The following is a 23,211-nucleotide window of genomic DNA, read 5'->3' as shown; positions in this document are numbered from 1 at the left end:
CGTGGGGACCTGACGATGGGCGCAGCACCGGCATCACGGGACGTGACCTCCTACGGGATGGGATTGGCAGTGCCGCTGGCGCTGTTCTTCCTGGTCTTCTTCGTGGCGCCGCTGCTGCAACTGCTCTGGCTCTCGCTGCACAACGACACGGCCGCGCTCCATTGGGGGCTCGGCCAATACCTGCACTTCCTCACCGACCCCTTCAGCCTCAGTGTGCTCGGCTCGACGCTGCTGCTCGGCGCCGAGGTGACGGCCGTCTGCCTCGTGCTCGGCTTTCCCATTGCATGGCTCTACCAGCGGGTCGGGCCGCGGCTTCAGACCATCATCATCCTGATCGTGCTGCTGCCGCTTTTGACCAGCGTCGTGGTGCGCACCTTCGCCTGGATTGTTATCCTGGGCCGCCAAGGCATCATCAACGCAACCCTGCAATCGCTCGGCATCATCAATACGCCCTTGAAGCTACTCTACACTCAGTTCGGCGTGGTGATCGCGCTGGCGCAGGTGCAGATGCCGCTGATGACGTTACCGCTGATCACTGCGCTCAGCCGGATCGATTCCAATCTCGACGATGCCTCCTGCTCGCTCGGCGCCGGAAGCTGGCGCACCTTCTTCAAGATCGTGCTGCCGCTGTCGCTGCCCGGCGTGATCGCCGGGTGCACACTGACCTACGCCGCGGCGATCACGGCCTTCATCACCCAGTCGCTGATCGGCGGCGGGCAGATGTTGTTCATGCCGATGTATCTCTACCAGCAGGCTTCGACGCTGCAAAACTGGCCGTTCGCGTCGGCGATCTCAATCATCTTCCTGCTGGCCGTTCTCGCGGTCGTCTCCGTCTTCACCACGCTCGGCCGCATGTCACGCGGCTATGGAGGCGCGTGATGAGCGGGCGCAAGCGTACCCTGGAGGCGTTCAGCTTCGAGCTGGTCATGACCGTGATCGCGATCATCGCGCTGATCATCATCATCGCGCCGTCGCTGGTGGTGCTGATCGTCTCCTTCACCAGCGGCTTCTCGCTGCGTTTCCCGCCGCCCGGCTATTCGCTGCGCTGGTACGCCGAACTCTGGAACGCTTGGCAGCTGCACTTCGCGGCAAAGAACAGCCTCATCGTGGCGCTGTGGGCAACGGGCCTGTCCGTTGTGCTCGGCGTTGCCGCCGCGCTGGCAATCTCGCGCTCGCCGACCCTCTCGGCGCGGCTGCTCGATTCCCTGTTCATGTCGCCGCTGGTGCTGCCGGCGCTCGCCTTTGGCCTCGCCGCTCTGATGCTGTTCTCGCTGGTCGGACTGCCGGTGTCGCCGCTGACGCTGGTGATCGGCCACACCGTGGTCTGCGTCCCCTATGTCGTGCGCAACACGATTGCGGCGCTCGCCCAGCTGGAGCCGACCCTGCTCGAAAGCTCGGCGGTCCTTGGCGCCAGCCGCCTCTACACGTTTCGCCGCATCGTGCTGCCGCTGATCCGGCCGGGCATCATTGCGGGCGCCTTCATCGCCTTCATGTCGTCCTTCGACAACGTGCCGGTGTCGCTGTTCCTGCGCGATGCCGCGACCGACATGCTGCCGATTCGGATGTGGCAGGACCTCGAGGGCAAGCTCGACGTCACCATCGCCGCGCTGTCGGGCGTGCTGATCATCGCGACCGTGGCGCTGGTCGCGGTCATGGAGCGCATCACCGGACTGTCGCGGCGGCTGACCAACTGATCAGGAGCCGCGGAACAGCGAATAGCCCCAGCGCGTGAATTTCAGCGGCAGATGAAAATGCTCGTCGACATCCTTGATGCGGAAGCGGAACGGCGTCACCGTGAGAAAGCCGTCCTCGTCCGCAAAGAACTCGCCGAGATGAAACAGGACCTCGTACTCGCCTGCCGTCACGCCCGCGCCCTGCGCAACGGGATGATCAAGCACGCCGTTGGCACCAAGCCGTCCGTCGGCGACACGCAGCGAGTCCGGATCGATCCGCCAGATCTCGACGCGCAGACCCTGCGCGGGGCGTCCGTTCGCCACATCGACCGCGTGAATGGAAATGCCGCCTACCACAATGTTCCTCCCGAGCGCGCAGCGCCATGGTAGACGCAAACACGGCCGTTCGGCCAGAGCCCACATTGTTGCCGGCGCTTGGCGCTATGACCTCGCTTCAGGCGCTGGTGGCGCTGGCTCTGTTCGCACCGGGCGTGGTGGCACCGCGCGCCCATATCGAGGTCTGGCAGCTCTCGATGTTCTCCTGCGCCGTGTTCGCGGTCGGCATTCCCGCCTCGTTCTGGGGCGGCGGATTCGCCGCCCGCCTGGGCTCGCTGCGGATCGCGAGCCTCTGCGCGGCGGCGATCATCGCCAGCATGGCGCTGGCTTCATTCGGCTCGACGGCGGCCCTGCTCGCAGCCGGCCTCTGTCTTGGCCTCGCCTTCGGACCGGAGACGCCCGCAAGCGCGGCGCTGTTGGCGCGGCTCGTGACGGCCGAGCGGCGCGCGTTCGTGTTCTCGGTTCGCCAGACCGGAAACCAGATCGGCGCCGTTTGCGGCTCGCTGGTTCTGCCCGCGATCGCAATCTCGCTCGGGCCCGCCTGGTGCTATGCCGCCGTGGGGGCCTGTGCGCTGCTGGCGATAGCTTGGTTCGAGCGCCTGCGGCCGGCCTACCCCGCCAAGGTCGTTCCGCTGCCAGAGCTTGGCTTTCGTACGCGGCTGGCACTGGTGACCGCGGACCGGCGCATCGCAATGCTGGCGCTGGCCTCGATGCCGTTCAGCGCGATGCAGGTGTCGCTCAATACTGTCTTCGTCACGCTCGGCACCCGCGAGCTCGGCCTGAGCCATGTCGAGGCCGGCGTGGCGCTTGCCTGCGCCCAGGCCGGCGGCCTGGTCGGTCGGCTCGGCTGGGGCTTCGTCGCAACGCGCCTCAATGCCCCGCGCGGAGTTCTCATTGTCATCGGCCTTGGCATGACTTTCTGCGCCGCGCTGCTTGGCCTCGATGGCGCATCGCTCGGACGGACCGGCCAGTTCGCGATTGCAGCTCTGTTCGGCCTGACGGCCTCGGGTTGGAACGGTGTCTTCGTCGCCGAGATCGCACGCCTCGCCCCGCAGGACAGGATTGGCGAAACCACCGGCGCGGTGCTGACCGCATCCTATGCCGGCCTCTTGGCAGCACCGGCGCTGGTGTCGCTCCTGGACGGCACGGCCAGTCTCGGCACCGCCTTCTTCGCCTTGGCGTGTCTCGCCCTCTGCGGCACATTGGCACTGATCTGGGGAGGCCATGACAAAGCGAAAAAGTAGCGCGTGCGAGATTGCGGCCGACGTCTCCAATGGACGATCGAGTGCGGTCGAGACCGCCAAGGCCGCGCTTGCACGCATCGAGGCCGCCAAGGCGCTGAACGCGGTGGTGACGACCGCTCCCGCGCGTACGCTTGCCGACGCCACAGCCGTCGATGATCGCTTGCGTGCCGGCGAGACGATGCCACTCGCCGGTGTCCCCGTCATCGTCAAGGACAACATCTGGGTCGGCGACTGGCGGGTGACACAGGGCTCGCGCCTGTTCGCCGAATTCGTCGCACCGCGGGACGCGATTGCGATCGAGCGGCTGCGCAAGGCCGGCGCCGTCGTCGTCGGCATCGGCGCAACGTCGGAATTCGCCTGCAAGGGCGTGACCACCTCGCCGCTGTATGGGCCAACGCGGCATCCACTCGATCCCACATTGACGCCCGGTGGCTCGTCGGGCGGCCCGGCCGCCGCGGTTGCGGCCGGTCTCGTGCCGCTGGCGATCGGCACCGATGCGGGCGGATCGGGCCGCAGGCCGCCGGCTCATGTTGGCGTCGCCGGGTTCAAGCCGTCGTATGGTGCGATCCCCTATGGGCCCGGCTTCGCCGAACCGTTCTTCGGCCTCTCCGTCATCGCGCCGATCGCCACTGATATCGCGGATATCGCGCTGGCGTTCGAAGCCATGGCCGGTGTCGATCCGCGCGACCCGGATCCAGCCGGCATCGCTCAAGGCGCCAAAAACATCGCCGGTCTGCGCATCGCGTTCTCGCCACGCCTTGGGCTCGACGTCGCGGTCGATGACGTTGTCGCCAACGGACTCGTTCTCGCCATCGCGCGTCTCTCCGCCGCAGGCCTCAGCATCGCGCAGCGCGATCCCGTCTGGCCGGCGGGCGCGACGGAAGAGGCCATCATGCCGCTTCAGCACACTGGCCTCGCCGCACTCTATCGAGACGCCTTCCGCGAGGATCCGACCGTCTTCGATCCTGACATCGCCAGGCAGATCGAGCGAGGGCTGTCGTGGTCGGGCGCCGACGTTGCCGGTGCGCAGCTGGCAAGCGCCGCGATCGCCAATGCTTTCGCGGCATTCTTCACCGAGGTCGATCTGTTGCTGGCTCCCACCGTCCCCTGTGTCGCCTGGCCACTCACCCAGCTCGGACCCGACATGATCGGTGGCCGCGCGGCGAGCTCGCGCGCGCACGCTGCGTTAACTCCCTTTGTCAATCATGCCCGCCTGCCGGCGATTTCGATACCGTGCGGAACGGATCGCTGCGGACTTCCATTCGGCCTTCAGGTCATCGCCGCGCGCGGACAAGACCGCACGCTGCTTGAAGCAGCGCAAGAGATCGAGGCCATGCTGCGAACATAAGTTCTGCCGTCAGATGTCTCTGCCGGAACACGCCTATCCCCCCTTATGGGCTTTCAACGGGCGCGAGGACGAGTAAGATATTGTCTCGTGGGCCCGGAGGCGGCATGAGCCAGCGCAAGTTCATGGGACTTGTCGGCGGTGCGACAGCATCAGGGCCGGGCGTTGCGCAAGCGAGCCAGCGATCGGCCAACGTGGCCGCCGAGCCTGCTCACGATGATGAGCAAGAATTCCCATTGATCATTGCGAACATGCCCGCAACCCCTCGCCAAAAGGCCTGGGCGGTGGGTGTCGCCGTCTTGCTCATCGTCCTTGCAGTCGTCATCGCGCCGTTCGCCCGGATTCAATTGGGCCAGATCAATGGTTTCGTTCCAGTTTTGCAGACCGCGTTGGCCCTGGCCGAGTTCATCACGGCAGCCCTGCTGTTTGCTCAGTTTTCGATCCAGCCTCAGCGGGCACTTCTCGCACTCGCAAGCGGATACATTTTCAGCGGATCGTTCGCATTCTTGCAAACGCTCGCCTTTCCGAACGGATACGCTGCCGCAGGTGTCATCGGAAATGGACTGGATAGCCCCGCTTGGCTTTACGTGCTTTGGCACACGGCTTTTCCCGCAGCGATCCTGGTGTACGGCTTCACAAAGGATCATTCCACCGCCGGCAGGCCAGGCAGACCTGCAATAGCCGCGATCATGTTAGCATTCGGCTGCATCGCCGCCATGGTGGCGGGACTGACATGGATGGTGACCGCGAAGGTCGAGTTTCTCCCGAGCTTCTACGTGAACGACGTCAGGCATCAGACGCCGCTCGGCAATCAGGTCAACCTGATACTTTTGCTATGGAATGTGACTGCTCTCACCGTCCTGTTTGCGCGCATGCGCACCATTCTTGACCTTTGGTTGATGGTGACTTTGCTCGCCTACCTGCCCAATTTCCTGGTGGCGATCATCGGCAGTTCGGTTCGATTCACCGTCGGTTGGTACGCAGCACGCGGTTTCGTTCTGGTCGGCAGTTGCATGTTGCTGACCGTATTGCTCATCGAAACGATGTTTCTCTATTCGCGCCTCGCCAGCGTCATCGCCCTGCAGCGACGCGAACGAGCGAATCGGCTTCTCAGCATCGACGCGGTCACTGGCGCGATAGCCCATGAGCTGAGATCGCCATTGGGGGCCATCTCGCTCAATGCTGCGACGGGCCTGAGTCACTTGCGAGCTGCCTCGCCTGAACTGGAGGAACTCGAGAACATCCTCTGCGACATCGAAGCCGATGGCGACCGCGCCGCTGAGATCATATCGAGCATTCGTGAGATGACAATCAAAACGGCACACGGCGGCGCTTCGGCAAACGTCGAGGATATCGCCGAGCTTACGCTGAGACTGTTAAAGCACGATCTCCTGGCCAATGGCGTATCAGTAACGACGGAGCTTCAGGGCAACATGCCTCCGGTCGCCCTGGACGGCACTGAGCTTCAGCAAATTGTCCTTAACCTCTGCAAGAACGCGATTGACGCAATGAGTTCTGTCCCCGCCGATCAACGGCAGCTCCGTCTGAAAACCGCCGTCGATGGCGGCACAACGGTCCATTTGTCGGTCGAGGACTCGGGCACCGGCATCACACCGCGTCATCAAGAACGCATCTTCGACCCTTTCTTCACGACGAAGCAAGGCGGTATGGGGCTGGGACTGGCCATCTCCTCCAACCTGGTCGCAAGGTGCGGAGGAAGGCTGAGGCTGGTCAAATCGGACGTCCGGGGCTCCGTTTTCGAGTTGGAGATGCCAATCTCCGCTCAGTCTTCGGCGCAATAGCAATACGAGGCCGTCACGATCATTCCGCCTTTCACTCACGCTCACCCAGAGAGACTCTGATTGTGCCGAGGTTGGCAGCAAACTCCAACCCAGCCTTTGGACCCTGCAGCACCATCGTGACGCCTCTGTCGTTGCGAAGCTGCGCACCATTGACGCCGCCGATCAGGGCAATCCCGCCACCGACCGAGCTGTACGTACCGGCAAAATCGCTGACCTCTTGCAGGCCTGACGCCCATCCCTCGAGCCGCCCAACCGTAACGCCGGCGGTAAAGCCCAAGCTCACTCCGGTGACGCGGAACGGATAGTGGCGGCCACGATAGGTCAGCACGCCGCTCCCAGCGCCGCCGCCCAAGAGCAGCCCGCCTTTTATGATCTTGATCCGGACTTGGGCGGACGCCTGCGCAAACGAGGGGGTCGTCGGGACGAGGAGTGCGATCAGTACGACGGGTGTCAGACGACAAAGAAGCCGGCGCAAGATCTGCGTGCGTCGCTCAGGGTTTTGCACCATCGACCTTCTTCCAGGTCTGGTCCGGATCGAATGCAGTCATGCGGGAAACGACAACCTTGGTCCGAGGCCCGAGGTCCTTCTGGTAGACAACGCCTGCATGATTCACAAGGAAGGTCATGACGCCGGAATTGCCATACTCGGCAGGCCAGGCCACCAGCGCAAAACCTCCGATCATCTTGCCCTTGACCACATAGTTGAGCGCACCGCCTGGCGCGTTCGACCCCTGCCCCCTCAGAATGCGGAAATAGTAGCCGTGATAGGGCGCCGCGCCCTCCTCGGCCTTGTAGCCTTCAGCCGAAGCCTGCGCTGCCAGTTCGCCGAGCGGGCTCCGGTCGCTGTCGTCGCGCCAGAACAACCCGTCCTTCTTGCCCGCGGTGCTGACGATGCGCTGTGCGTACACACCGGCCCCCTCGCCGCGATCCTTGTCGGCGTATTCGTTCTCGGCATCGACAAAGGCGAGGCTGGTCTGGATGGCGTCGAGCTCATTGCGGCCGATGCGGCGATAGAGCACTTCGATGCGGCCTTCGGGGGTATCGAACTCCCAGCCGGTCTTGGTGTTGACGAGCGGAACCGGGAACGGGAAGTCGTCCGGACCCAATATCAGTATCGCCTTCTTGTTACCCTCCGCCTTGATCGAATGCTTGGCATCGTACATCGAGGTAAAGCGTTTCCGGATGTCGATGTCGGCGACCTCATCACCGGACGAGACGATGTCCTCGGCAGCGTTGCCGAGAACTTTCAGGATGGCCCGGTCCGGCCCGCTTTTGACGGCGGCAGCGAGCGCCGCTGCCGCATCCTCCGGTGTCGGATAGGACTGCTGCGCAAGGGTTGGCGAGCTCAGTAGCCCCAGCGCCATAATGGACGGCAAGATCGCGAGACGAAGCGACTTCAAACCCATCATGGCGTCACCTCGGCAGGAATCCGCGCGCCGCTCTCGAGCCAATCGCGATAGGTACGGAATTTCAGACCAAGCCTTTCGTAATAGACCCGGAGATAGCCGTCGGCTCCGCGCGTAACGGCTTTCGGCTTCAGGTCCTCGACTTCCTGCGCAATGACGCCGACATAGGCCTTGTCGCTGCCGATATAGCTGAAGCGGTAGTATCCAAGGCCGCTCGCGAGATGGCCGAGCAGAACGACGTCGTGCTTCAGCGCGATATCGGAGCGCCGCCCGCCGCCACCACCACCACCACCACCACCACCACGGCCTCCGCCACCGCCACCCTGGAAGCCTCCGCCGCCGCCTCGGCCGGCGAAGCTCGCACCTCCGCCACCGCCGCCGCGCGATCCCATGCTCGCATGACCACGCGCCGATGCTGCGGCCGCCGAGCGGCCCGACGACACGTTCAGCGCGCTTCCGCCACCACCGCGGTTCGCGGCTTTGGCGCCGCCGCCCTTGCCACCGCCCGCTTTAGGGCCAGCACTCTTTGCGCCGGCATTCTTGGCACCACCGCCCTTGGCCGCGCGATCGCCGCCACCTTTGGCGCGATCGCCGCCCGCCTTGGCACGATCCCCCGCGCCTTGTCGGTCACCACCTCGATCACCTGCGCGGTCCCCGGCACGATCTCCTGCGCGATCTCCCGCACCTGGCCGATCCTGACCCGGCTTCAAGACCTGCTGTCCGTCGCGACCGCGGAAGTCCATCCGGTCGGCGGCACCGGCCTTGAGGTTGCTGTCGCCGAAGCGCTGCTGCACATTTGCGTTGTTATAGCGAACGCCCTGGCGATGCGACGGATTGTGCTGCCAGCCATTTCCGACGTTGGTAGTTCGATGATTGATATAGACGTTGCGGTTGCCCCAGTTGCAGCCGCCGCCCCAATAATTGCCCCAGCGCCCAATGGCCCAGGCGGTGCCGAATGCAAGACCAGCCGCGACCATACCCGCGCCGATATAGGAGGGATAGCCAAAGTAATACGGCGGATATTCGGTGTAAGGCCACGCGCCGTAAACCGTCGCAGGCTCGTAATACGGAACGTACATCGTATCCGGCGCCGCCGGCTCGATCACGATCACCTGCCTGCTTTCCTCGGTCTTGACGCTCACCCTCTGCTGCTTGGTGGTCACCAATTTCTTGTTGTCGAAGGCCTTGGTCCGCAGCCGCTGGACCGCATCCATCACGTCCGGCTGTTGCGCCAGCACGGCGTCGCCCAGAGCCTTGGTCCAGTCGAGCTTGTCGCTCATCATGGTCAACACTTCGGCGGTTGAGGCCAGCGCCTTGACGCTGTCATCCCAAGGCTGCTTCTCGACTTCGGTCTTCAAGGTATCACCCTTCAAAGTCTTGCGCTCCTTCAGCCAACGATCAGCCTGTACGACTTCCAAGGGATAGGTGGACGCGGCCAGCACGTTCGCAAGCAGTTCGTCCGGATAGAGCGCAATCGGGGCGACCAGAGCTTCGAGCTGCTCGGGCTTGAGCAATTCGACAGCCGCTGGCGGCTGCGCCACCGTTTGGACTTGGCCGCCTGAGGCCGCCGAAGTGTCCGCGGTTTGGGCTGCCGCGGCCACGGGTATCGCTAAGAGTAGCGCCATCGCGATCAGAGTCCCACCGCAACGAAGCATCACGTCCTCCCTTAAACCCTCGTTGGGCCAAGCATCTTGGACGATCAGTGACCTTTATTGATCAAGATCAAAGGAACATGGAGCTCTCTCGAAGTCCGCGCTATTCATTCCACGGGCGGCCGGACGTTCGATCCGGTCAAGATCCAGCGGTGCCGCTCAGGCGCTCGAGCCCGGGGGCGCGGACAGCAAAACCCGGCGATCATGGATCAGGCTCTGAAGGCGATGCGCGGCGACGTTCAAGGTCGTGACATCGAGCGCGCTCTCGTCTCCTGCCGCGGCTTTCGCACGCTGAGCCTGGAGAACCCGGTCGATTTCTGCCTCGATATCGGACAGTTCGGCTACTGCCTCGGTCCTGCGTATCCGCACACCCAACGCATACAGCAAGTCCAGCCCCCGTTCGTCCTTCGAGGGATCACCTACGCGAAGAAATTTCCAGGCCGCCGCCAATACAGAGATAAGGCCGCCGAAAATCATGGGCGCGAGGAAGATGATGTTCCCCCATTCGTCCAGGAAGCTCTGCTGCGTGCCGTTATAGAACGCCGCAGCGCCGGGATGGACCGGCAGAAACGCGTCCGTATCCGTGCTCGGCGCGGTCATTTGAGAGAGTATCGGCAATTCCCCCAATAGATCCCTGCGTGCCTTCATCAGGGCGTCGGCGAGACTGCCGGCCACCTCAGCGCTGAGATCTTTTCGCGCGACTACGTAGAAGGAGACCCGCAACGTGGTCAGATCGTCGCTCGGCACGGGAGGCGAGCCCCGCAACGTCCCTTTCGGGACGTCAAAACTTTCGTAGGCGCGCTGCTTCTCCGCGATAGCACCGGCCGCATCGATCGGAAGCAGGACCGGCGCGGTCTTCGGCGTCTGCAGAAAAAGGCCGCGTAACAGACCAAGGTATTTTTCGGCGAGAGGGACGACGACCAGGATCGCCCGCACCTCCTTGGCATCGAGTGCACGCCGCGCATCCGCCGGCTGGAGATTGCGGAATGTCACATTGGCGCGTCCCAGACCGTATTCGTCGCTCAGAACATCGACGAGCTTGCGATTGATGTCGCCGCCGATCACGCCCACGCTGGTGCGCTTCAGACCAGAGATTTCGGTAACGGAGGAGCCCGGCGGCGCAACCAAGAGGACAACGGCATGGGCGAGGACCACGATGGCCTGCGCCTGCGAAAGGTCGCCGACGTCACCGCGGACGACAGCAAGCTCGACCTTGTCCGCCGCAAACTGCTCGGCAGCATCGACCGCGTTGGTGGTTTCCACCAGCTTGAGCCGCACCGGGGCGTTCACGGCGGCAAGCCGGCTTGCCAACGCCGATACCAGACGCGTGGCCTCGCCGTCCAAGGATCCGACCGCGATGGTCAACGTCGTCGGGCGGGAATACCAGCGGTAGCCGGCCAGGCCGGCCCCAAGCACAAGCACGACAGCGCTGGTGACAACGAGGAAACGAAGCCAGATCGGCATTTTCGCAGGGGCCATATGGCGCTCACAATGGATCGGACGTTCGGCGGCCGCACGGGCATATTGACGGTCCGCCGGCTCAGCTAGGGCGTGTTGCTGAACTGGTGCGATTCAAGCCAAGATCGAACCCGTTCAGTGCCCGCTGAGCACCAGCGTCTTGATCGGCAGCAGCAGCGCCTGAATGCGCAGCAGCAGCGCATGCACCAGCCCGACACCGTCGACGACATGCAAGGCAATGGCGCGGCTCGTACTGGTCTCCTTGGCCGAGATCTCCTCGTGATTGCTGGTGTAGGCGTTGACGATGCAGCTGCTCCCCGGCGTGACGCCTTCGAGGCCGCCTTTGTAAAGCGGCTCGACATAGGCGAGGAGCGTGCCCGGCCGCGCGACATTCTGCGCCTCGATCAATTGCTCTCCGCTTCGGAACTGTCCGGCTGCGATATAATCCTGCACGCTGGTGATCACCATCGGAATGATGACCCACGGCTTCGAGATGCAGGTCGCCTCCGCGACCATGCCGACTTGCAAGACCTGAGCCTCGATCTGGCCAAAGCCGGCTTGCAAGGCGCGCCGTCCGGCACCCTCCGGAACCAACACGCCGGCCGGCCGCATCAGCTGATTGACGACGTCGCCGGTGCGGACCAGGAATTGCTCGACGCGGCCGTCGACACCGGCGCGAACAAAGGTCTTGTCCAGATCGACCTGCGCTTCGGCCAAGGCCGCCTGGGCGCTCGCCTTTTCAGCCGGCAACAGCGTTGAAAGCCTCAACGTCGCCGACGTCTTGGACGCGGTGGCCGCGTCCACACCGGCTTGCCGCTGGTTGACCACGACTTGCAGTTTCTCGATATCACGTTGCGGGACGATACCGGGATTGCGGCGCTGCAGCTCCGTCTTGACGTCCAGCTCGTCCTTGGCCTGCTGAAGGCTGGCCTTGGCTTCCTGGATCTGCGCTTCAGCCTTGACCACGTCGTTTTCCGCGCTTGTCATCGCGGCATCGACCTCGGCGATCTTGCGCGTGGCCGTCTCCAAAGCGGCCTTCTGTTTCGAGCTGTCCAGCCTGAAAAGTACGTCACCCTTCTTCACTGCCTCGCTGTAGCCAACATTGACTTCCGCGACGCGGCCGGAGCCCTCGGGCAGGATCGGCACAGTCCGAAAATAGAGCGTGGCCGAGGTGGTCGACGGGTGAAAGTAGAAGATCATGGTGATCAGCGACACCGTGAGCATCAAGCAGCCGGTGATGCCCCATCGCAACTCGTACCAGATGGAGAAGAAGGTGATTTCCTTGCCGAACCGTTTGCCTTGGGCATAACGGCGGTAGAGGTAGTCCGGCAGGATAGTCAGGAGGGAGCAGAACATGAGCTCAAACATGGCTGTGCTCCTTCCCCTTGATGATCGGCTTCTCAACCGGCGGCAAGCTGGGGAGTTCGGGCTCGCGACCCTCGCCGGGCGCGGCGTCGGCGATCCTCTCAACCGAGCCTGCGATACTCCGCAGCGGCGTGCCGAAATCTGGCAAGTCGATCATCGCGAGCAGAAGGCCGGCGACCCAGAAAATGTGCATGTGCGTAAAGAGCGAGATGATGCCCAGCACGGCCACGATCTCGAACTGAAGCTTCTGCGACTTGTGCGCCATTCGTTCGGGCAGACTGTGCAGCTTCCAATACAGCGTACCTACCCAGAGCACGGTGCCGACCAGAAAGATTCCCATCACAACCATCAACACGTCCGTTCCGCTTCCCGGCGCGAGATAGAACGGCAGATGATGCGGGGCCAACGGATGAATTTGCTCGCTCAATGGTCGCCTCCACAGAAGGGATCAGGGCGGTGTGCGCGCCGGTTGGTTACCGTGGCCGCGCAGGTGAGAAAATTGCTTGATATGAATCAAAGGTCCGAACGGCGCCAAACCTAGCTTAGTCCTGACTCCACTCCCACAGCAAGCCAGGAACGTAACAATCATGCCCGGCATTGATGAGCTCATTCCCAACGCATTGCAAATCCGCAAGGAAGCCGCGCTCGAGGAAGCCAGAAAGGCTGAGGAATATGTTCGCCTCGCCGCCGCGGCCGAAGCCGAGAAACGCGCTCTGATCGAACGGCTGAGCAAACCGTCCGGCAAATCCGAGGAGGAGAAGATCAAGCTCGCCTCGACCGTCATCCAGCGCGCGGTTCGCAACGGCCTGACCGAAGTGCAGGTCTATCGCTTTCCGAATACGCTGTGCACCGACAAGGGCCGCGCGATCAACCAGATGGAGGCAGGCTGGGAAAAAACCTTGACGGGAATTCCAAAAGAGATCTTCGAGCTCTGGACCGAATACCTCAAGCCGCGCGGCTATCGCATCGGCTATCAGGTCATCGATTTCCCGGACGGCGTGCCCGGCGACATCGGGGTCACCATCTCCTGGGGCGATTGACCAAATCGACGCAATGGAACGCGAAGCATGGCAAAGGCCGAGACTGCCGAACGAATGAAGCGCAAGCACTACGAGAAGGAGCTCGAAAAGCTCCAGATCGAGCTTTGCCATCTCCAGGATTATGTAAAGGAGAACAACCTTCGAGTGATCGTCCTGTTCGAAGGCCGCGATGCGGCCGGCAAGGGCGGCACGATCAAGGCGATCACAGAAAAGGTCAGCCCGCGCGTATTCCGGGTGGTGGCGCTGCCGGCGCCATCGGATCGCGAAAAGACGCAGCTTTTCTTCCAGCGCTACATGAAGGAGTTTCCGGCCGGGGGCGAGATCGTGATCTTCGACCGGAGCTGGTACAATCGCGCCGGCGTCGAATATGTCATGGGATTCTGCTCGCCCGCCGAGCACGATCGTTTCCTCGCCCTCTGCCCGCAAATGGAAAAGTACGCCATCGACGGCGGCATCATCCTGATCAAGATCTGGCTCGAGGTCGGGATGGACGAGCAGGAGCGCCGCTTCAACGCCCGCATCGATGATCCGGTGCGGCAATGGAAGTTGAGTCCGATGGACCTCGAATCTTTCAAGCGCTGGTATGATTATTCGCGCGCGCGCGACCTGATGCTCAAGAAGACGAGCACAAAGGACGCGCCCTGGTACATCATTCGGTCCGACGACAAGCGGCGGGCACGGCTGAACTGTATCGCTCACATTCTGGAGGCTATCCCCCACAAGCGGATCAAGAAGGACAAGGTGAAGTTGCCGAAGCGTTCCGACAAAGGACGCTACAATGACCAGGCGGTCCTGCGCGGGATGAACTTCGTCACTGAGCGATACTGACGAAGTGATCGGGCCGCACGGCCAGCGCGGTCCGATTCTTGACCGCGCTGCTGACAGACTTCGCTGGGCTCGTCAGCAGCGCACTCCCTCAGTATGGATATTGGTTGGGACAGACCCAGTTGCCGTACGTGTCCTGATAACAACCGTTGTAGTTGTTGTAATACCCGTAGGCTCCCACGGCGGCCGCACCGACGGCAGCACCGTAAGCAGCGCCGCGGTAGCCGTAGCGGGGATAGTAGCCGCCACCGGGATAACCAGCGATCGGACGGCCGGGACGACCCGCGACGGGGTAACCTGGACGGCCAGGACGACCCGGACGGCCGGCGATCGGGTGGCTTGGCCGCGGACCGCCTGCGTAATGGCGCCCACCGCCGCCATGGATCCGCCCGGCGTGCATCCCGCCGCCGCGATAGCCACCACCGTGGAAGCCTCCGGCGCGCATGCCCCCTCCACCGCCGCGATAGCCGCCACCACCGCCGCCTCCGCGGCGGGCGTAGGCATCATCGGGAATGAGCGTGGCGGTCAGTAGAACGAAGGCCGCAATGAGAGCTAGGAGATAACGAAGCATGGCATGTCCTCCCTGGATATTGGTGCCGTGATCCGCTTTTCGATGATGCCTCGCGAAACGCGGTTGGCCCCCGACCCTGACGCTGATTTGCGGCCGCTTCCCTGACTTACGTGCTTGAGAGAAGCAGCCGCCATTCAAGCTAGAGCGGCGCGACCGCTGAAGCGGCGCGACTGCCGCTCTACCGCTTCAAGTTTATGGTCACGCCCCCCACAGCAGCTGACAGCTCGGCTCCGACTTTCGGTCCGCTAAGCTGCAGGATCACGCCGTTGCCGTTCTGCAGCTGAACGGCTCCTGCGCCGGCGGCGATGGCACCGCCCGCCCCGCCCACCGCATAGGAGCCTTCGATCGACTCTGGCCCCCTCAGGTTGAGGGCGCGGCCGACCAACTTGGTGGTCGATGCGCCGATCGTGAAGCCGACACTCATGCCCGAGACGGTGAAGGGATATTTGTGGCCCCGCAGCAGCAGAACGCCCTCGCCGCCACCGACGCCGACGATGAATCCGCCCTTGGTGAAGACCACGGCGACCTGGCCGGTCTCGGCACGCGATGGTGTGCTGAAACCGGCGACGCTTGCAACCGCGGCGGCCAGGACGGCGCAGATGGCGATTTTTCTCATGATATTCGTTTCCTCTGGTTGTGATGCCGAGCTATTGCGCCAGGATCATCGCGAAGTAGCCGAACACGGTGAGCAGGATGCCCGACACGGCGTAGCCGACCGGGAAGCCGATCCACGGCACGGAGCTCTGGATCTCCACCGCGGCTTCGCGGCACGGCCCCGAGTGAGACCGCGCCCCGGCAACGCCGCCCATCAGCACGGCCGGATTGATCTTGAAGACGTGGAAACCGATCGCCCAGACGATGAATGGCGGAATCGTGCAGGCGATGAAGCCGGCGACGAAAATCTTCAAGGCAACCGCCCCCGTGAGTTGCGCCAAGAGTCCCGCGCCCGCATTGATACCGACGATGGCGACGAAGACCACGAGGCCGAGATCCTCCAGCACGTTGCGCGCCGCGTTCGGCGTATTGCCGAAGAAGCGGAGCCGGGAAACCAGCGACGAGACGATCACCCCCGATAGCAACAGACCGCCGGCGTTTCCGAGGCCGATCTTAGCGCCGAAGGCTGGAAATTCGATCATCCCGATCAGGAAGCCGATGATCATACCGGCGGCGAGCGTCAAGAGATCGGTCGAGGTGTTGGTCCGCGCAATGCGTCCCCACATTTCGCCGAGTTCGTTGACGGCCGATTTGAGGCCGACAACGGAGACGATATCCATCCGCTCCAGCTCGGTCTTGAGACCGGCCGGGATCTGCACGCCGCCGCGCTCGACCTTGGTGACCTGCAACTGACCGGCAATCGCCGTCTCGCGGAAGGATTCGAAGGTGCGTCCGACCATCTCCTTGTTGGTGACGAGGATATCGGCCTGGTCCATGGGAATGCCGAGCGCCTTGGCGTCGGCAACCTCGGGGCCAATCAGTCCCATCTTGTCGGTCAGATGCTCGGTCGCGCCACCAAGCGCGACGAGGTCTCCCTTTTGCAGCACCACGTCGGGATCGGCTCCCATCGGCTGACCGCCTCGCACCACGTTGACGATACGGTATTCCGGGTTGATCGTGCGGAATTTGGCGATGCTCATGCCGACTTGGGCCGGATTTTCGAGCCGATAGGCTCGCAGACCGAACTGCCGATAGCCGGTCAGGCCGCCGCCTTCGAGATCCTTGACGCCGAACTCCTGCTCGTACTGCTTGGCCGCCGCCTTGGCGTCGACACCCCACCAGCGCGGGAGATATTTGCAGATCAGGATGATGCCGACGGTGCCCCAGATATAAGTGATGCCGTAGGACAGCGCGATCATGCCCGTCGCGTCCTCGGGCTTCATGCCGTCAGGAAGCTTGACGACACCTGAGGTGATCGCCTGCTCGGCCGAACCGATCGCGGCCGACATGGTCTGCGACCCCGCCAGCATGCCGCCGGCGGCGCCGATTGGCAGCGCGAAGAGCTTTGAAAGAATAACGACAAGCGCCAAACCGAGGACACTCGACACCACCGCCAGGAGCACGAATTTGATACCGTCACCCCTCAGGCTGTTGATGAAGGACGGTCCCACGCGCAAGCCGACGCCGTACATGAAGAGGTAGTAGAACAGGCTCTTGGCGAAGTTATTCAGCTCAAGCTTCACGCCGTAGCTCGAAGCCCAGACTGCCAGGCCGGCGCCGACCACGATGGCACCGGCGACCATGCCGAGGCCGTAACCCTTGATGCTGGCCCGGCCGATCCAGACGGCGAGCCCGACGACAAAGAACAGCAACAGAAACGGATTCTGCTGCAAGAATGTGAAAAACCCTAGCATGGTCGTCCCCTATCTATGATGCGGCCTTCAGCTTCGGCGTCGCACCGGGCTTGGGCCGGCCGATTTTCGCCAGAGCTTCGGCGCGTACGAGCTTCAGGCCTTCCTTGGCGTCGTAGCCGTGGATTTCCTTCACATCGAGCTTTCGCATGAAGTCGATGGTCTCCTGGGTGATGACCTGTCCCGGCACCATGATCGGAAAGCCCGGCGGATACGGGATCACGAAACTCGCCGAGACGAGGTCCGGACCGGCCTTCAGGCGACGGTCGATCTCGGAATCGCCGAGCCGGATATATTCGCATCCCGCTGCGTCATAGGCCGAATAGAAGCCGCTACGGATGTCGCCCTCGTTGGTCTTGGTGCCGGCATCGCCGCGGAAACTGTCGTGGAAGTGCGAGAAGTTCGGCAGATCGGGCACATCGGTCATCAGGCTCTTGACCCGCGCCTCGAAGGTCTTCTTCGCATTGGCGCCGCCCTGAACCAGGCCGCGGTCGACCTCTCCCGCGATCTCGGCCAGCACCCTCACCAGATGAGCGACGTCGCTGCGGGTGTTGTTGATATTCGACTGGAACAACACCGAGTTGCGCGACGTCTTGTTGATCTGGATATTATAGTCATTGGCAAGGATGCCCTTGAACTGCGTGCCGTCGTAACCTGCGGTGCCACACACCAGGGTCATGCGGGTCGGATCAAGGCAGAATTCGTCGTCGTCCAGGCTCTTCAGGACGTTCGCCCAGTTCATACCTGTTGCGAGATAGTCGGTGAAGCCGCTTTGGCGGTATTGCGCCGGCACCATCGCATCCGCGCCAAGAATCCGGAAGTATTTCGAGATCAGCGGATTGCTGTTGACCGCCTTGCGGATCGCGAACGCGATTTCGATCGCGTTGGCCACTAGACCGTAGCCCTCGAGCTCCATCTGCCGACGTGAGACGTCGAGGCTGGCGATGAGCTGCTGGTTCGGGCTGGTCGACGCGTGCGTGAACACCGCTTCCTTGAACTGCTGCTCGACGGTGTGGAATTCGACGTCCTTGACCGACAGCATCGAGCCCTGCCGGATCGCCGACATCGACTTGTGGGTCGAGTTGGTCTGGTAGACGCGCAAGCGGATCAGACGCGGATCCGGGATCAGCCGGGCCTTCAGCAACGTCTCGTCCGACGGCGACTTGCCGAGTTCGGCCTGCTGCTTCTCGTAGGCTGCGACTGACTTCGGATCATGCATCCAGGTTTCGATTTCGTTGGCAGCGCCCATCGCGGTGCGCCGACGCAAGAACGGAGAGAAGCGCGCGAAGCCGAACCAGGCTTCGTCCCACAGGAAGATCAAATCCGGCTTGATCGCGAGACATTCCTCCATCACCCGGCGGGTGTTGTAGATGTGGCCGTCGAAGGTACAGTTGGTCAGGTCGAGCATTTTGACGCGGTCCAGCCGACCATCGGCCCGCGCATTCAGCAGCGCCTGCTTGATGGTCTTCAGTGGCACGGCGCCGTACATCGAATACTCGGTCATCGGAAACGCTTCGACGTAGATCGGCTGGGCGCCGGCCAGCACCATGCCGTAGTGGTGCGACTTGTGACAGTTGCGATCGACGATCGCGATGTCGCCCGGCCCGAGCAGCGCCTGAACTGCCATCTTGTTCGAGGTCGAGGTGCCGTTGGTCACGAAGAACACGCGATCCGCGCCGAGCGCCCGCGCCGCCTTGTCCTGCGCCTTCTTGATGGTGCCGGTCGGCTCCAGCAAGCTGTCGAGGCCGCCGGTGGTCGCGCTGCTCTCGGCCAGGAACAGGTTCAAGCCGTAGAATTCACCCATATCGCGGATCCAGTCGGACCTGAACACAGATTTCCCGCGCGCGATCGGCAGCGCGTGGAACGTTCCGATCGGGCGTTGTGCGTATTTCTTGAGATTGTCAAAGAACGGCGTGTCGAAGCGGTCCTGGATGCCTTCGAGGATCGAGAGATGGAGCTCGAGGAGCTCTTCGATGGAGTAGAATATCCGCCGAACCACGTTGGCCTCGGGGTCTCCAGCCATTTTCTCGACGTCACGATTGGACATCAGATAGATGTCAAGCTCCGGACGTACCCGCTTGATGATGTGCGCGAGCCGGAGCGCGGACGCGTCGGCCTCGTCATTGAGGCCTGCACCGGCCGTCATGGTCCGCAGGATCGGCGCGTCGTGACGCGAACGCAGCCCGAACCCTTCATTGATGACGACGGCCGCGATGTTGGGATTGAGCATCGTCGCGCAGAAGGCGTCTTCGAGGGTGCCGACGATCACCGGCTCATATACGAAAGAGTCAACCGGGCGGCGCAGCTTACGCCATTCGGCGGCGAGCGCCGGCCAGTGGTTTGAAGACACGCCGGTGACAATCAGTGTTTCGAAATAGGGCCGATGGCCCCCATGCGTTCCGAAAGTCGAGGGCACCAGCTCGGGCGAGGCATCACTGCCGTCGTCCTTGGGATCCCAGTCGCCGGCGTGCTGGCGGAAGGACCTCGTCATCAGGGCCTGCGTGATGCGCGTCGCAAGGCCGAGTGAACCTGCCGCATCTCCGGCCGAGGCGGCTTCCCTCAACGCTGCCATCAATTGGAGGCCGGGATAGCCATGAAACTCTTCGATGACGGAAAGATCAGCCAGCGCCGCATCGTACTTCGTGCGGTCGCCGCCGCGCGCCCACGCCTTGGCTGCCTCGACCAGATCGCGCCAGTCATCCGCCCGTCCGCCGGGCCCGGAAATGAACTGATCGATGCGCTTTTCTGCAGCCTTGGCGTCCTTGGACATGTCTCTCTCCGGATCTTTGCGACGTCACAGCTAGGATCGTGATGCCCGGTCACCTCGGTCTATTGATCCAAGTCAAGGGTCGAGCATCTTGAAGACGCCCGGCATGATTTGTGGTGCGACATCGTCCAAAGCGCTGCCGCGTGACCGATCGAGGACGATGTTGAGATCGCATCAGAGCCGACCAGCCAATAAGTTGCTGGATCCTAGGGTTTGGGATCAGACGGTTGCCCGGTCATGCTTTCCCCGAGCACGCTGTCGACCGAACGAAGCCACGCCCCGCTGTCGGTCTTTTCCGCCAGCCCCTCAGCCCGCAGCAGATCGCGCAATTGCGCGTGCGCGCCGACAATGCGGAAGGCGATATTTCGGGAGGCGAGTTCGTCATAGAGATCATGCAACATGCGCGCGCCGGCCATATCGATGTAGGGCGATGCTGACAGATCGCAGACGACCAGCTTGACGCCGACCGATAGCGGCAAGGTGCCTAACACCGTTTCCAGGATCGTTTCAGCATTGATGTAGAGCAGCGAGGCTTCGGGTCGAAACGCGATGATGCCGGCCAATGGCTCGACGCCTTCATGCCTCGCATTATCGGAGTAACGGCCGGTACCGGGGAGCCGGCCGAGGAACGCGACATTCGGACGCGAGGCCCGCGCCAGCAGCAGAACGATCGACGCAATGGCTGCCAGCAGGACACCTTGCAGGATCCCCAGGAGCAACACGGCCAGCAGCGCAATCGCCGCGGCATAAAAGTCGATGCGGCTGACTTGCCACATCCGCAACAGCGCGCGGATGTCCACCAGCCTGTAGACGGCGGCAAAGACGATCGCCGCAAGCACTGCCTTGGGCAGGTTCGTCAAAAGCCCCGTGAAGAACAGCAGGCATAGCGCAAGCGTCACCGAGCAGATCACCAGGGCCAGCGGCGTGCGCGCTCCGGCATTGTCGTTGACCGCGGATTGCGACAGCCCGCCGGCCACGGGATAGCCGTGGCCGAAGGCGGTAACGAGGTTCGCCGCGCCCAGCCCCAAAAACTCCTGCCGGACATCGAGCGCATAGCCGTGTTTGGCAGCAAAGCTACGGGCGGCGGAGACGCCTTCGATATAGGCCAGGAGCACGCATCCCGCCGCCAGCGGGAAGAGCTCGTCTGGCTCCAACAGGCCAAAACGCGGTAACCCGATCGCCGGCAATCCCTCCGGGATTATCCCGGTAACTGGCACGCCAAGGGACGGAAGGCCGAGCAGTGTCGCCCCGACAATCGACAACGCCATGATCGTGAGCCCGACCGGCCTTCCCGGCAGCCGCCGCTCTCCCACCAGCAGGAAGAAGAGCGCGATGGCTCCGATCGCCAGAACCAGCCAATTGATGCCGCCGAGCTGGCCGGCGAGCTTGATGGCGCGATCGAAGAACTTGTGACCACCTCCGGCGACGCCGAACAGGCTCGGCAACTGACTCATCATGATGGTGAGTCCCGCGCCGGCCTTGAAGCCGACCAGGATACTGTCGCTCACCAGACGGACGAGAACGCTGAGTTTGAACAACCATGCGATCAGACACAGCAGCGCCACCGCGCATGCAGCCAGGCTTGCGATCTCGGCGTATTTCGCAGCGTCTCCGCCGGACAGCGTCCCGACCGTTGCCGCAATCATCAACGAGATCGCGGAGGTCGGACCGACCGCAAGCTGGCGCGACGACCCGAGCAGCGCATAGCCGATGCCGCCGAGCATGTAGCCGTAGATGCCGATCTGGGGCGGCAGGCCCGCCAGCGTCGCATAGGCCAGTGACACGGGGATGGCGTAAGCCGCGAGGGTGATTCCGGCGATTGCGTCCGAACGCAGCCAGGAACTGTGATACTGCGCCAGCCAGATTGTGGGCGGAAACAGGAAGGTCCAGCGCGATCCGCGGTCAGATGAGGTCATGGGCTAGCCTCGTCGCCGGGACTTTCGCAACGCAACAGCACAAGCAGGAGCGCGATCACGGGGATGCCCAGCGCCAGATTCGGGATCTGCTTGGTCGCGAAGGCACCAACAGCGGCGCCAAGCCCGAAAGTGGCGCACAACGTCGCAAAGACGCCGGCGCGCCGGGACGAACCGCCTCTGGAGACCGCTGTGAACACGCCTTCAATCGCCTGTCGCATGTTGCCGGTAATCATCACCGAGCTGTAAGCAAGGCCTTCGACCTTGGTGAAGATAGCGGTCTGCATAGCGGCGACGAACGAGATACCGAGCGTTCCCGCAAGATCTGGCAGCCGATTGTGCAGGATGCCGATGGTGACCAGCAGCAGGATTTCGATCAGGGTGCTGATCGGGCTGGCCCGCCCTCCGGCTGCGCGGCGCAGCCATGCCGCGGCCACGATGCCGGTCGCGAATGCAACGATCGGTGGGACGAAGTGAAGCGCTGTCGTCCATTCGCCGATCGACCCATAGACCCAAAGCAGCACGAGATTTGCCGTCTGGGCATTGGCCATGACGCCGTGGATGATCCACGTATAGGCGTCGAGATAGCCGCCCGCGAAGGCCAGCAACAGCGCGACCGGCACCGTTTCGTCGCGGCGTATCGACGAAGCAACGGTGGTATCCATCGCGCTCATGTCCCCACGTCGGCTTCGGAATCCTCCGGCTCAACAGGAAGTGGCAGGCCGACCGCGAGGATTGATCTGGATCAAGCATCGCCGGCTATCACCAACCAGATTTGGTGCAAATGGCTGGAGGGCACGCGCCATGAGCACGGTCAGATGGATCATCTCCGCCGCTCCGGAAATCTTTCTGCTGCTGTCGGTCGCGCTGGGCACCATTCTTGGTCGCGTCCGGATCCGCGGCTTTTCGATCGGCACAACGGCGTGCACGCTCATCGTTGCCGTCCTCATCGGGCAGCTCGGCACCTTCACGTTCCCCTCCCTGTTGAGGGTCATTCTCTTCAGCCTGTTCGTCTTCACGATCGGCTACCGGTCCGGACCCGAGTTCTTTGCCTCGCTGAGCATCCGGACCCTGGCTCAGGTCGCGCTCGCGCTGGTGCTTGGTGGTACCGGCCTCATCATTGTTCTCGCATTTGCCCATGTGTTCGCGCTCGGTCCCGGCACCGCTTCGGGCCTTGCTGCGGGAGCCCTGACGCAATCCTCAGTCATCGGCACCGCGTCCGGCGCACTATCCCAACTCGGCCTAGCCAAAGAGGTGCTGCAGCAGCAGGACGCCAATATCGCCGCCGGCTACGCCGTCACCTACGTGCTCGGCTACATCCTCACCCTCCTGTACGTGCCGTTCGTCGCGCCGAAATTGATGGGGATCGATCTGAAAACGGAAGCTGCAAAGCTCGAGGCGGAGCTTGCGGGCGGCAACCCGCCACAAACTGAAAATCTGCACTATCGCAAATTCCAGGCCCGCGCCTA

At 63.0% G+C, this 23,211-nt stretch carries 20 protein-coding genes and 1 pseudogene; 8 read left to right on the top strand and 13 right to left on the bottom strand.

From position 1 onward, the window contains the following. Window positions 1-15 precede the first annotated feature (15 nt). Window positions 16-879, top strand: coding sequence for an ABC transporter permease (locus C7G41_RS13010; protein WP_106942981.1), 864 nt, complete (start codon window positions 16-18; stop codon window positions 877-879). Then, entirely contained in the window at window positions 879-1,694 is an 816-nt protein-coding gene (locus C7G41_RS13005) for an ABC transporter permease (protein ID WP_199198345.1), read from the top strand. The genes C7G41_RS13010 and C7G41_RS13005 overlap by 1 nt, the downstream gene beginning before the upstream one ends. Here C7G41_RS13005 and C7G41_RS13000 read toward each other — a convergent pair whose 3' ends face one another. Then, window positions 1,695-2,030, bottom strand: coding sequence for a hydroxyisourate hydrolase (locus C7G41_RS13000; RefSeq protein ID WP_199198344.1), 336 nt, complete (start codon window positions 2,028-2,030; stop codon window positions 1,695-1,697). A 26-nt stretch (window positions 2,031-2,056) separates the two neighbouring features. Between C7G41_RS13000 and C7G41_RS12995 the strand changes: the two genes are divergently transcribed. From C7G41_RS12995 to C7G41_RS12985, 3 genes are all read left to right on the top strand, one after another. Further along, the gene (locus C7G41_RS12995; protein ID WP_106942979.1) at window positions 2,057-3,253 is read left to right on the top strand and encodes an MFS transporter; all 1,197 of its coding nucleotides are present in this window, start codon (window positions 2,057-2,059) and stop codon (window positions 3,251-3,253) included. Beyond that, entirely contained in the window at window positions 3,234-4,601 is a 1,368-nt protein-coding gene (locus C7G41_RS12990) for an amidase (protein ID WP_106942978.1), read from the top strand. The genes C7G41_RS12995 and C7G41_RS12990 overlap by 20 nt, the downstream gene beginning before the upstream one ends. Before the next feature lie 104 nt (window positions 4,602-4,705). Continuing rightward, on the top strand, window positions 4,706-6,400 hold the full coding sequence (locus C7G41_RS12985; protein ID WP_106942977.1) for an MASE4 domain-containing protein: 1,695 nt from the start codon (window positions 4,706-4,708) through the stop codon (window positions 6,398-6,400). Window positions 6,401-6,431: 31 nt separating this feature from the next. Here the strand turns inward: C7G41_RS12985 and C7G41_RS12980 are convergent, their stop codons facing one another. The 6 genes from C7G41_RS12980 to C7G41_RS12955 form a co-directional block, all read right to left on the bottom strand. Further along, the gene (locus tag C7G41_RS12980) at window positions 6,432-6,908 is read right to left on the bottom strand and encodes a hypothetical protein (protein WP_106942976.1); all 477 of its coding nucleotides are present in this window, start codon (window positions 6,906-6,908) and stop codon (window positions 6,432-6,434) included. Further along, on the bottom strand, window positions 6,892-7,809 hold the full coding sequence (locus tag C7G41_RS12975) for a DUF2950 domain-containing protein (RefSeq protein ID WP_106942975.1): 918 nt from the start codon (window positions 7,807-7,809) through the stop codon (window positions 6,892-6,894). Before C7G41_RS12975 ends, C7G41_RS12980 begins: the two co-directional genes overlap by 17 nt. Next, window positions 7,806-9,461, bottom strand: coding sequence for a DUF3300 domain-containing protein (locus tag C7G41_RS12970; RefSeq protein ID WP_106942974.1), 1,656 nt, complete (start codon window positions 9,459-9,461; stop codon window positions 7,806-7,808). Before C7G41_RS12970 ends, C7G41_RS12975 begins: the two co-directional genes overlap by 4 nt. Window positions 9,462-9,617: 156 nt before the next feature. Beyond that, complete coding sequence (locus C7G41_RS12965; RefSeq protein WP_106942973.1) at window positions 9,618-10,937, bottom strand: TAXI family TRAP transporter solute-binding subunit; 1,320 nt, start codon at window positions 10,935-10,937, stop codon at window positions 9,618-9,620. Window positions 10,938-11,051: 114 nt separating this feature from the next. After that, a complete protein-coding gene (locus tag C7G41_RS12960) occupies window positions 11,052-12,284 on the bottom strand; it encodes an HlyD family secretion protein (protein WP_106942972.1) in 1,233 nt (410 codons plus the stop codon). Further along, on the bottom strand, window positions 12,277-12,708 hold the full coding sequence (locus tag C7G41_RS12955; RefSeq protein WP_245446521.1) for a hypothetical protein: 432 nt from the start codon (window positions 12,706-12,708) through the stop codon (window positions 12,277-12,279). Before C7G41_RS12955 ends, C7G41_RS12960 begins: the two co-directional genes overlap by 8 nt. Window positions 12,709-12,868: 160 nt before the next feature. Between C7G41_RS12955 and C7G41_RS12950 the strand changes: the two genes are divergently transcribed. Both C7G41_RS12950 and ppk2 read left to right on the top strand, forming a co-directional pair. Beyond that, a complete protein-coding gene (locus tag C7G41_RS12950) occupies window positions 12,869-13,321 on the top strand; it encodes a hypothetical protein (RefSeq protein WP_106942970.1) in 453 nt (150 codons plus the stop codon). A 27-nt stretch (window positions 13,322-13,348) separates the two neighbouring features. Further along, window positions 13,349-14,149, top strand: coding sequence for a polyphosphate kinase 2 (ppk2, locus tag C7G41_RS12945; protein WP_106942969.1), 801 nt, complete (start codon window positions 13,349-13,351; stop codon window positions 14,147-14,149). An 88-nt stretch (window positions 14,150-14,237) separates the two neighbouring features. On the opposite strand, the gene C7G41_RS12940 is transcribed toward ppk2, so the two are convergent. The 6 genes from C7G41_RS12940 to C7G41_RS12915 all read right to left on the bottom strand — a co-directional run bounded on the left by C7G41_RS12940 (window position 14,238) and on the right by C7G41_RS12915 (window position 22,416). Beyond that, the gene (locus tag C7G41_RS12940) at window positions 14,238-14,717 is read right to left on the bottom strand and encodes a hypothetical protein (protein WP_106942968.1); all 480 of its coding nucleotides are present in this window, start codon (window positions 14,715-14,717) and stop codon (window positions 14,238-14,240) included. Between the two features lie 178 nt (window positions 14,718-14,895). Next, a complete protein-coding gene (locus C7G41_RS12935; RefSeq protein ID WP_106942967.1) occupies window positions 14,896-15,333 on the bottom strand; it encodes a hypothetical protein in 438 nt (145 codons plus the stop codon). A gap of 31 nt (window positions 15,334-15,364) precedes the next feature. Further along, window positions 15,365-17,065: an aspartate:alanine exchanger family transporter gene (locus C7G41_RS12930; RefSeq protein ID WP_106942966.1), complete on the bottom strand. Its 1,701-nt coding sequence runs from the start codon at window positions 17,063-17,065 to the stop codon at window positions 15,365-15,367. 13 nt (window positions 17,066-17,078) lie between these two features. Beyond that, window positions 17,079-19,832, bottom strand: a complete 2,754-nt coding sequence (locus tag C7G41_RS12925) for a decarboxylase (RefSeq protein ID WP_106942965.1) — start codon at window positions 19,830-19,832, stop codon at window positions 17,079-17,081. Window positions 19,833-20,035: 203 nt separating this feature from the next. Next, complete coding sequence (locus C7G41_RS12920) at window positions 20,036-21,745, bottom strand: SulP family inorganic anion transporter (RefSeq protein ID WP_106942964.1); 1,710 nt, start codon at window positions 21,743-21,745, stop codon at window positions 20,036-20,038. Continuing rightward, window positions 21,742-22,416: a YoaK family protein gene (locus tag C7G41_RS12915; protein ID WP_106942963.1), complete on the bottom strand. Its 675-nt coding sequence runs from the start codon at window positions 22,414-22,416 to the stop codon at window positions 21,742-21,744. The genes C7G41_RS12920 and C7G41_RS12915 overlap by 4 nt, the downstream gene beginning before the upstream one ends. A 130-nt stretch (window positions 22,417-22,546) precedes the next feature. Here C7G41_RS12915 and C7G41_RS12910 point away from each other — a divergent pair. After that, window positions 22,547-23,211 (top strand): annotated as a pseudogene (locus C7G41_RS12910) (transporter); the annotation flags it as partial.

It is taken from the genome of Bradyrhizobium sp. MOS002 (assembly GCF_003020115.1).
GTDB lineage: Bacteria > Pseudomonadota > Alphaproteobacteria > Rhizobiales > Xanthobacteraceae > Bradyrhizobium.
The sequence above is the reverse complement of the archived record's forward strand: the minus strand, read 5'-3'. Positions and strand labels throughout refer to the sequence as shown.